Below are 5,803 nucleotides of genomic sequence, written 5' to 3'. Positions count from 1 at the left end.
GGGCGAGCCGGCCCGCGAGCGCCACGGGCACCTGCGCATCCACCGGCTCCCGCTCCGGCACCATCCGGGGGCGGGCGCCGTGGTGTACGCGGCCGAGTACGCGGCCTTCCTCGTCGCGGCGACCGTCGTCGTCGCGGCCCGTCACCTCGGACGCCGGTACCGGGTCGTGCAGATCCACTCGCTCCCCGACGTCCTGGTGATCGCGGGCCTGCTGCCCCGCCTGCTGGGCGCCCGCGTGCTGCTCGACCTGCAGGAGTGCATGCCCGAGTTCTTCGCCAGCAAGTTCGGCGTCGGGGCCGGGCACCCGGTGGTACGTCTGCTCGAGCGCCTCGAGCAGTGGGCGATCCGGCGGGCCGACCACGTCGTCACGCCCACCGACCAGATGCGGGCCGTCTTCGTCGGGCGGGGCGCGGACCCGCAGCACGTCACGACCGTCATGGACGGGGCCGACCCGCGCTTCTTCGCCCCGTCCGCGACCACCCGCCCACCCGCCGAGGGCGCGACCTTCACGATGATCAGTCACGGCACCATCGAGGAGCACTACGGCCTCGACACGGTGCTGCGGGCGCTGGTCCTGCTCCGCGACCGGATCCCCGGCCTCCGCCTCGAGCTCTACGGCGACGGCTCGGACGTCCCACGGCTGCGTCGGATGGTCGACGAGCTCGGTCTCGCGGAACTCGTCCACTTCAGCGGTGGGTTCGTCCCGTTGCCGGAGCTGGTCGACGCCCTCGGCCGGGCGGACGTCGGGGTGCTGGCCCTCCGTCGCGATCCCTTCCGCGACGTCGCGCTCCCCGGGAAGATCTTCGACTTCGTCGCCATGGGTCTCCCCGTGGTCGCGTCGCGGACACGATCGATGGAGGAGACCTTCGGCGCGTGCGTGCAGCTGTTCACCGCCGACGACCCCGAGGACCTCGCCCGCGCGCTGCTGGCGCTGCACCGTGACCCCGCGCGGCGTGCCGCGCTCGTGGTCGGCGCCTGGGCGGTGAGCGAGCCGTTGCGCTGGGAGTACCAGGCCCAGCGCTACCTCGCGGTCGTCGCCGGCCTGCTCGGCGGCTGCTCCGTCTCGGCGGGGCACTCGTGCGCGGGCGCCACCGGACCACCGGTCGAGACGGCCAGCGACCCCCGGACGTAGGTCAGGTACCGCGCCACCACCGGGCCCGTAGCTCCGTCGACACAGCAGGCGACCCCTGCGCGCAACGCCGCGTCGCGAAGCGGGCCGGGGGCCGGCCCGGAGAAGGTGGCCACGAGCTCGGCGTCCGGGGCCGCGTCTCGCACGGCAGCCACGGTCGTCGCCCGGGGGGCATCGAGCACGACGACGTCGGCCGCCGCCGAGACCTCGGTGGGGTCGGCCACGGCGTGGACCTCCCACTCCGGCGGGAGCAGGTCGGCCAGCTCCGCCGCGAGGCCGGGCAGACCCACGACCTCGACCCGTGGCCGCCCACCCGCCGGCGCGGGTACCGCTTCGGAGTCGGCGACGGGGTCGCCCCCCTCCGTGGGACGCGCGGAGCGGTACCAGCGCTCGACGATCCTCCCCGTTGCGGCGGCGTCCACGCACCGCAGCGTCGTCGGTGAACCTGAGCGGGGGGCTACACGTACCTGGGCGGAACCTGTGAGTCCGGGAGCGGGGACGAGCGCCCGTCGTCGCGGCGACGCGTGCGCCCGGTCGACCCGCACCCGGACGTCGGTGTCGCGCGGGCCGGCTGCGAGGCCACCGGGTGCGCCGTCCGCGCGGCCGTCGTGGCACCCGGCCCAACTCGGCCACGCGGTGGTGCGTCGCGGTTGTGCCGGGCACGGCCGCGTGGTCACCCTCCGCGCCGTGAGGCAACGTGGCACGGCCGCCGGGGGGCCGGACGCGCTCGCCCGGGTGATCGCGATGGTCAACGACAAGGGCGGCGTCGGGAAGACCTCACTCGTCGCGAACCTGGCGGGCCAGCTCGCGGCCGCCGACTACCGCTGTCTCGTGGTCGACCTCAACCGCCAGGCCAACCTCGCCGACGACCTCGGCTACCGCGACGACGAGGACGACGACCAGGGCGCCGGCCTGGTGCTCAGCATCCTCAGCGAGCGCCCGGTGGAGCCCGTGGCGGACGTGCGTCCTGGCCTCGACGTCGTGCCGGGCGGCGCCCGCCTCGCGGACCTCGTCCCGCTGATGGTGTCGCGCCTGCAGGAGCGCGGCCGTGCGGCGTTCGACGTGCTCGCCGAGGTCCTGGCCCCCGTCGCGACGCGCTACGACGTCGTGTTCGTCGACTGCCCGCCCGAGTCGACGATCCTCACCGATCTCGCCCTGACCGCCGCACGGTGGGTGGTGATGCCGACCAAGTCCGACGTCGGGGGGCTCGTCGGCATGCGCCTGGTCGCCGAGCGCTTCGCCGTGGCGCGGGAGCGCAACCCGGAGCTGCGGCTGCTCGGGGCGGTGCTCTTCGCGACCGGCACCCGCTCGCGGCGCGTGCACGCCGAGGTGCGCGGCGCGGTGGAGCGCGCGTTCGGCGGCCACTCGCCGCTGTTCTCGACGGCCGTCCGGCACGCCGAGCGCAGCGCCCAGGACGCCCGGCGGCTGGGGAAGCTCGCCCACGAGCTCGAGGCCGAGGTGGCCGCGCAGCCCGCCTGGTGGGCCTCGCTGCGGGACGGGACCACCGCCCCGCCACGGCTGTCGGCCGCGGCGGCCGGGGTCGCGGAGGACTACCGCGACGTCGGCGTGGAGCTGCTGACGGTGCTGCGTGCCGCCGAGGAGTCCGGCACCGACCACGACGCGGAGGCCATGTGATGTCCCAGGACCTCAGCCAGGCCTTCGGGCGCCCGGCGACGTCGAGCCTGCGCGGCCTGCTGCCGCCCCGGGACGGCGGGTCGCGGTGGTCCGAGCCCGAGGACGACGAGTTCGAGCCCGACGACGTCGAGGACGTCGAGGAGCCTGACGACGCTGACGACGTCGACGAGGCCGACGACGTCGAGGACACCGACGAGGCCGAGAGCCCTGGCGAGGTCGAGGGGGCCGACGAGCCCGAGGACGTCGAGGAGCCCGAGGACGTCGTCGAGCCCCCGGCGCCACCCGTCGTCGCCCGCCGGGAGGAGCGCCCGCGCAGCGCGGTGCGGACGAACGGGAGCGCGCGGTCGGCGGTGTCGGCCCCGGCCCGGCGGTCGGGCCGGGTCCGGGTGACCGCCCGGGAGCACGTCGATCTCCTCGTCCTGCTCGCGCTGCGCCGGGGACCCGCGGACGGCCGTGGCGTGATCACCCGGCTCCGGGAGACCGGCGACGGGCTCCTCGACGTCTCGGAGCGGACGATCCACGTGACGCTGCACCGGCTGGCCCGCAACCGGCTCCTGCGCCGCCGGCTGGACCCCGTGTCGGGCCGCCGGTCCTACGCCCTCACCGAGGCCGGGGAGCGGGCCGGCCGGGCGCGGCTGCGGCAGTGGCGGGCGCTGACCCGCGGCGTGGACGCGGTGGCACGGGGCGGCGACTGAGGAGGCCGGGTGAAAATCGCGGGACGTTTCCGGACTTTTGTTTCCGGCCCGCACATTCCTACTCACCAGTACGATTCTGCGGCAGGCCCCGCGGCGATGCCTCCTCGTGATCGGCGTCCGCGCCTAGGCCATTCGGGGCCGTTTGCCGCAGTGCACGAGAAGGGGATTCCTCCCGACGACCGACCCGGGCATGGGGAAGGAACTGATGGACAACGGACGGATCGCTGCGGCGGTCATCGGTGGCTACCTGTTGGGCCGCACGAAGAAGATGAAATTCGCCATCATGGTCGGCGGGGCGTTGATGGGGAAGAAGATCCCCACCGACCCCGCGCAGCTGCTGAAGCTGGCCGGCTCGGTGGTCGACAAGTCCCCCGAGCTCCAGCGGCTCGACTCCGCGGTGCGGGGCCGGCTGATGGAGGCGGGCAAGGACGCGGCGATGTCGGTGGCGAGCAACCGGCTGGAGACGCTCACCGACTCCCTGGTCAACCGCGTCGAGAACCTCGGCCGGCCGACCTCGGACGAGGCGGTGCCCCAGGGCGCGGACGGCGAGATCGTCGACGCCGAGATCGTGGACGGCGCCGAGGACCCCGAGGACACCGAGGAGCAGGCGCCGGACGCCCCCGAGACGTCGTCGGCCCGCAACGGCTCGAGCACACGCAACGGCTCGAGCACGCGCAACGGGTCGAGCGCACGCAACGGCTCGGCGGCGCGCAACGGCTCGGGCGCCCGCGGCTCGGGCGCACGCAACGGCTCGACGGCGCGCAGCGGCTCGGGTCGATCGACCCGACGGACGGAGACAGTGCATGACTGAGACGACCGAACGACCCACGACGGACGACCAGGAGACCGAGCAGGACTCGAACGGCGCCGGCGCGGGCCTGCCCAGCGACCGGCTCAAGGGGGCCGCCGAAGCGCTGCTCAAGGCGCTCAGCGACAAGGCGGTCAGCTCGGCGGTGGACCGGGTCGAGGGACTGACCGGGAGGCTGACCGACGTCGCCGAGTCGGGCGGGACGGGACTCTCCGGTCTCCTCGGCGGTGGTGGTGGCGATGGCGATGGCGAGTCGTCCGGGGGCGGCGGTGGGCTCACCGGCGCGCTCAAGTCGGGCTTCTCGTCGGTCAAGGACTCGGTCACGGGAGCCCTCGGCATGGGTGGCGACGGCGACGACGAGGGTGACGCCGACGGGGAAGGCGGCGGCGGCGGAGGTGGTGGCGGCCGCGGCAAGTTCAAGTTCATGAACATCTTCGAGGCGCAGGACGTCGGCGTGCCGCTGCGCGTCGCCTACGACCAGTGGACGCAGTTCGCCGACTTCCCGAGCTTCATGAAGAAGGTCGAGACGGTCAACCAGGAATCCGACGAGAAGACGGTCTGGACGGCGAAGGTGTTCTGGTCGCGCCGTTCGTGGGACACCACGATCCGCGAGCAGATTCCGGACAGCCACATCATCTGGGTGTCCTCGGGAGCGAAGGGGCACGCGGACGGGATCGTCACGTTCTCCGAGCTCGCGCCCAACCTGACCCGCATCGTGCTCATTCTCGAGTACTACCCCCAGGGATTCTTCGAGAAGACCGGCAACCTCTGGCGGGCCGTCGGTCGGCGTGCGCGCCTGGAGTTCAAGCACTTCTGCCGCCACGTCATGATGGACACGCTGATCAACCGCGACGAGCTCGAGGGCTGGCGCGGCGAGATCCGTGACAGCGAGGTCGTCAAGACCCACGAGGAGGCGATGGAGGAGGAGCAGGCCGCCGCGGACGAGGACGGGTTCGAGGACGAGGACGACCTCGACGCCGACGACGAGGCCGCGGAGGACGCCGAGGACCTCGACGAGGCCGACGACGAGGACCTCGAGGACGAGCCGGTCGCCGAGGACGAGGCGGCCGACGACGAGCTCGAGGACGCCGCCGACGAGCCGGCCGACGACGAGGACGCCGACGCGGAGCCCGCCGCCGTGGACGACGCGGACGCCGAGGACGTGGACGGGCCCGACGACGTCGACGATGCTGAGGCCGCCGAGGACGAGCAGGCGGACGACACCGAGGCGGCCGAGCCCGAGCCCGCGCCGCGCCGGTCCCGACGCCGTGCGCGGACCCCGGCCTGACCTGATCGGCAGGGGCGGGCCCGGCCACGGCCGGGTCCGCCCCTCCCCCTCGCCCTGACGGAGGCGCCGCGTGACCATCAGCCAGGGCCAGGGGACGGGCACCGTCCGCAAGGCCCCGCAGGGTGGGCTCGCCGAGGTGCTCGACCTGATCCTCGACAAGGGCCTGGTCATCGACGCCTTCGTCAAGATCTCGGTGGTCGGCATCGAGCTCGTCACCATCGACGCGCGGATCGTGGTCGCGAGCGTCG

The 5,803-nt window shown here is 74.0% G+C and carries 7 protein-coding genes; 6 read left to right on the top strand and 1 reads right to left on the bottom strand.

The window, feature by feature from the left end; all coding sequences use genetic code 11:
* On the top strand, positions 1-1,132 hold a 1,132-nt coding region (locus AC0CYZ_RS22865), incomplete at its 5' end, for a glycosyltransferase family 4 protein (protein ID WP_472219583.1).
* Here AC0CYZ_RS22865 and AC0CYZ_RS22860 read toward each other — a convergent pair.
* Positions 1,021-1,551 (bottom strand): hypothetical protein, encoded by a 531-nt coding sequence (locus tag AC0CYZ_RS22860; RefSeq protein WP_472219581.1) that lies wholly within the window; start codon positions 1,549-1,551, stop codon positions 1,021-1,023. The genes AC0CYZ_RS22865 and AC0CYZ_RS22860 overlap by 112 nt on opposite strands.
* A 265-nt stretch (positions 1,552-1,816) precedes the next feature.
* Between AC0CYZ_RS22860 and AC0CYZ_RS22855 the strand changes: the two genes are divergently transcribed.
* The 5 genes from AC0CYZ_RS22855 to gvpJ all read left to right on the top strand — a co-directional run.
* Complete coding sequence (locus AC0CYZ_RS22855; RefSeq protein ID WP_472219579.1) at positions 1,817-2,764, top strand: ParA family protein; 948 nt, start codon at positions 1,817-1,819, stop codon at positions 2,762-2,764.
* A complete protein-coding gene (locus tag AC0CYZ_RS22850) occupies positions 2,764-3,459 on the top strand; it encodes a PadR family transcriptional regulator (RefSeq protein WP_472219577.1) in 696 nt (231 codons plus the stop codon). The genes AC0CYZ_RS22855 and AC0CYZ_RS22850 overlap by 1 nt, the downstream gene beginning before the upstream one ends.
* A 190-nt stretch (positions 3,460-3,649) precedes the next feature.
* On the top strand, positions 3,650-4,270 hold the full coding sequence (locus tag AC0CYZ_RS22845) for a hypothetical protein (protein WP_472219575.1): 621 nt from the start codon (positions 3,650-3,652) through the stop codon (positions 4,268-4,270).
* Positions 4,263-5,555 (top strand): SRPBCC family protein, encoded by a 1,293-nt coding sequence (locus AC0CYZ_RS22840; RefSeq protein WP_472219573.1) that lies wholly within the window; start codon positions 4,263-4,265, stop codon positions 5,553-5,555. The genes AC0CYZ_RS22845 and AC0CYZ_RS22840 overlap by 8 nt, the downstream gene beginning before the upstream one ends.
* A 76-nt stretch (positions 5,556-5,631) precedes the next feature.
* Positions 5,632-5,803: gas vesicle protein GvpJ (gene gvpJ, locus AC0CYZ_RS22835; RefSeq protein WP_472219585.1), on the top strand; the 172-nt coding region annotated here is incomplete at its 3' end.

It is taken from the genome of Actinomycetospora sp., assembly GCF_055612215.1.
The sequence above is the reverse complement of the archived record's forward strand: the minus strand, read 5'-3'. Positions and strand labels throughout refer to the sequence as shown.